The 3,433-nt window shown below is 46.1% G+C and carries 5 protein-coding genes; 3 read left to right on the top strand and 2 right to left on the bottom strand.

Annotated features, from left to right (window positions below; genetic code table 11):
• Window positions 1-176: 176 nt before the first annotated feature.
• The 3 genes from CAG68_RS09570 to CAG68_RS09560 all read left to right on the top strand — a co-directional run bounded on the left by CAG68_RS09570 (window position 177) and on the right by CAG68_RS09560 (window position 2,094).
• A complete protein-coding gene (locus CAG68_RS09570; RefSeq protein WP_005381449.1) occupies window positions 177-377 on the top strand; it encodes a YheV family putative zinc ribbon protein in 201 nt (66 codons plus the stop codon).
• A 92-nt stretch (window positions 378-469) separates the two neighbouring features.
• Entirely contained in the window at window positions 470-1,021 is a 552-nt protein-coding gene (gene slyD, locus CAG68_RS09565; RefSeq protein WP_005381451.1) for a peptidylprolyl isomerase, read from the top strand.
• 131 nt (window positions 1,022-1,152) lie between these two features.
• The gene (locus CAG68_RS09560) at window positions 1,153-2,094 is read left to right on the top strand and encodes an isoaspartyl peptidase/L-asparaginase family protein (RefSeq protein WP_031812779.1); all 942 of its coding nucleotides are present in this window, start codon (window positions 1,153-1,155) and stop codon (window positions 2,092-2,094) included.
• Between the two features lie 83 nt (window positions 2,095-2,177).
• Here the strand turns inward: CAG68_RS09560 and CAG68_RS09555 are convergent, their stop codons facing one another.
• The gene (locus CAG68_RS09555; RefSeq protein WP_005381455.1) at window positions 2,178-2,405 is read right to left on the bottom strand and encodes a SlyX family protein; all 228 of its coding nucleotides are present in this window, start codon (window positions 2,403-2,405) and stop codon (window positions 2,178-2,180) included.
• On the bottom strand, window positions 2,402-3,388 hold the full coding sequence (locus tag CAG68_RS09550; RefSeq protein ID WP_005381457.1) for a WD40 repeat domain-containing protein: 987 nt from the start codon (window positions 3,386-3,388) through the stop codon (window positions 2,402-2,404). The genes CAG68_RS09555 and CAG68_RS09550 overlap by 4 nt, the downstream gene beginning before the upstream one ends.
• Window positions 3,389-3,433 lie beyond the last annotated feature (45 nt).

The following is a 3,433-nucleotide window of genomic DNA, read 5'->3' as shown; positions in this document are numbered from 1 at the left end:
ATGCTATGCTTAAGGACTTATTGCCTCAACACAATGAAGATAAGAAATTAGCTCAAAGAGCGAAAGAGGCTCGCAAAGAGCTAGAAGAAATATTTGGTCGTGAAATGGAGAGCGACCATCAGTCACCTAATCATTGGAAGTAGTACTTGAGCCAAGACTCAAGCTAAGGAAATAGCGTGAAAATCAAGAAACGTTTTATTGCCGGCGCTAGCTGCCCAAATTGCAGCCAGCAAGATACCCTGCGCTGGTGGATTGAAAATAACATCGAATTAGTTGAGTGTGTCGAGTGTGAGTTTACAGAGCAGCGTAAACCACAATCTGTAGAGAAAAATAAACACTCAGATCAGGAAATGATCGGAATTTTTAAGCCGGAGTAATTGAACTTCGATAATTGATCCCCATAATACACCCAGATATCTCAGTACTTAACCCCATTCAGGTTAAGTCAATTAATCTCCCTGGAGTTAGTATGAAAATTGAAAAGAACGTTGTTGCAAGCCTTGCATACAAAGTAATGATGGAAGACGGTGTCGTTGTTGATCAATCAACAGCAGAAGCACCTCTAGATTACCTTCACGGTCACAACAACCTAATCACAGGTCTTGAAAAAGAACTTGAAGGTAAAGTGGCTGGCGACAAGTTCTCAGTAACGGTAGCTCCTGAAGAAGCTTACGGTGAGCACAACGATGCGCTAGTACAGCGCGTTCCTGCGGACGTGTTCCAAGGCGTTGAGCAAATCGAAGTGGGCATGCGCTTCCTAGCTGACACTGACCAAGGTCCAATCCCTGTTGAAGTAACAGAAGTTGACGGCAACGAAGTGGTTGTTGACGGTAACCATATGTTAGCTGGTCAAACACTAACTTTCGAAGTAGAAGTTATGTCTACACGTGAAGCAACAGCAGAAGAGATCGAACACGGTCACATCCATCAAGGTGGTGGCTGTTGTGGTGGTCACGATCATGACCACGATCACGAAGAAGAAGGCGGCTGCTGTGGCGGCGGTAGCTGTGGTTCTCACTAATCATAAGCTCCTTCACTAGATAATCTTATCTAGCAAAGCTTTGAAAAGCGCAAGTTGAGTTTTCAACTTGCGCTTTTTGTTTATCTAAGGTGTAGTGCCAACCATACAAGGAATAACAGTTGGACAAAGCGATGACGAAACCTTTCTCGATTGCCATTCATGGTGGTGCGGGCACCATCTTGCGTGAACAGATGAGCGATGAGCTGCAACAATCCATCTTGGCGGATTTAGAAGCTGCGGTAAAAGCGGGACATCAAATTCTAGACACGGGCGGTGAAGCCTTAGATGCCGTCGTAGCGGCAGTGAAAGTATTGGAAGACTCTCCTAACTTTAATGCGGGTAAAGGCTCAGTGCTGACCAACAACGAAATGGTTGAAATGGACGCTTCTGTGATGGATGGGCGAAACCTTGCAGCAGGCGCGGTCGCTGGGGTTCGTCATATCAGAAACCCTATTGAGCTCGCTCGTGACGTGATGCGAAACAGCAATCATGTGTTGTTGGTGGGTGAGGGCGCAGAGAAGTTTGCTTTTGAGCAAGGCCATGAGTATACCGAGCAAGATTACTTCTTTACTGATCGCCGTTATGAGCAGTTGCTGTCTATGCGTGAGAAAGGACTATTTGCTTTGTCGGAATCTCGTTACCCAGATGACCGTAAGCACGGTACGGTTGGTGCGGTGGCATTGGACCAACAAGGCAACTTAGCCGCTGCCACCAGTACGGGTGGCGTGACGAATAAGAAATACAACCGAGTCGGAGATTCGGCTCTGATTGGTTGTGGTACGGTGGCCGAAAATGGCGTTGTGGCAGTTTCCACTACGGGTGTCGGTGAGTTCTTTATTCGTAAACGTGTTGCGGAAGACGTTGCAGCACGTATGCGTTACTTACAAGAAGATATTCATACGGCTTGTGAACACATTATCCAAGGTGATCTCAAACAGATGGGCGGAGAGGGCGGTTTGATTGCCATTGATGCTAAAGGTGAGATGCACTTTGCGATGAACAGTTCTGGCATGTACCGAGCAGGCATTAATACGCAAGGCGAGCTGAGCGTTAAAATCTACGCCGACGAATAGCTTCCTCTTGAGTACCTTCTTAAGTAATTAATACAACAAAGCCCAGAACATGTTCTGGGCTTTATGCTATTTGAGCCTGCATTTTAATAATGCGGTGGTGGGGTTTCTTCTGACGGATCGGCTAAATTCGACGAGTCCATATTTTTTACTTTACCTACCACATATTTCATCTGATCGAGCATCTTGGTAATTTGCAGTTGCTGCTGCGATAAAGCGCCGTTCAGATCTTCAATAGTCTGTTCTTGGAACGCAAGCTGACATTCTAAGTCATTAATGCGTGCTTCCAATTGCTGAATGATTTTTTCTGTCATGATCCGTTCTCTAACTGCCAAGCTTGGGCAATACCTGCTGAAGTAGCAGTAATTACGCGTTGTTTTGAATCAAAGGCTGCATCATACACGACCGCACGGGGAGGGCGAGTGTCTTTTTTGGGCTCCACTTCAAATCCACTCATTCGTTTTCCGGTTTGAGTATCCCATATTGACACACGGCCAGAAGGGCTTCCTGTGACTAGTTGAGTCCCGTCGTCAGAAAATCGTGCGGTAGAGAAAATTAATTGGCGTGACCAACTGCTCAACTGTGTGACTTCTTGTCCAGTTTTTAAATCCCAAACAATCGCTTGGTTTCCGCCATCAGATGTCATTGCTAATTTTCCATCTCTTTGCAGGGCCACGCGAACAATTCGTTGTTCATGTTCGAAGGTTCGTAGTACTTGTCCGGTTTCGGTGTCCCACAGATACGCTTTATAGTCATTACCTCCGGTTAGGGCGAAGCGCCCATTAGGAGAAATGGCCACGGAATTGACTTTTTCACGATGTGCAAGGAACTCCATGCGACGCCCGGTGACTAAGTTGACATAAATTGCTTTACCGTTGGATAACCCAAGCAGAACTTGTTCACCATTACTGGTGATATCAACGTCGCGAATGAGCGCATCAGAGATAGACCAAAGGCCTTCGGATTGCGTCCAGCCTAGGTCCCAAACTGCGAAGTTCATTTGGCTTGCTGTAATTGCGTAGCGACCATTGTCAGATATGCGGATATGGGAAACCACATTGGCATCGGCATCGAGTTCACCCAGGTTGGCTAGTTGTTCATTTTGCTCTAGGTCCCACAACATCAAATGACGTTGTTGAGAATAGAGCAGAGCAAACCGTCCATCTCTGCTAAGTGCGAAGCTCGTCGCACCTTGAGGTTCTATCGGCCAACGCTGCACTTCACGCTCGGCGAAAAAGCAACCATTTAACGTGGTGATGACAATTAAATATAGGAATAAATGAAAAATTCTTTGCATCACATCTAATAATCCGGTTTGTGTCTTAAGACATATAGCTAGTAT

Origin of the sequence: Vibrio sp. V42_P2S4T144 (genome assembly GCF_009904715.1) — a bacterium.
Lineage (GTDB): Bacteria > Pseudomonadota > Gammaproteobacteria > Enterobacterales > Vibrionaceae > Vibrio > Vibrio alginolyticus.
Note: the sequence above shows the minus strand (reverse complement) of the source record. Positions and strands in the feature narration are given on the sequence as shown.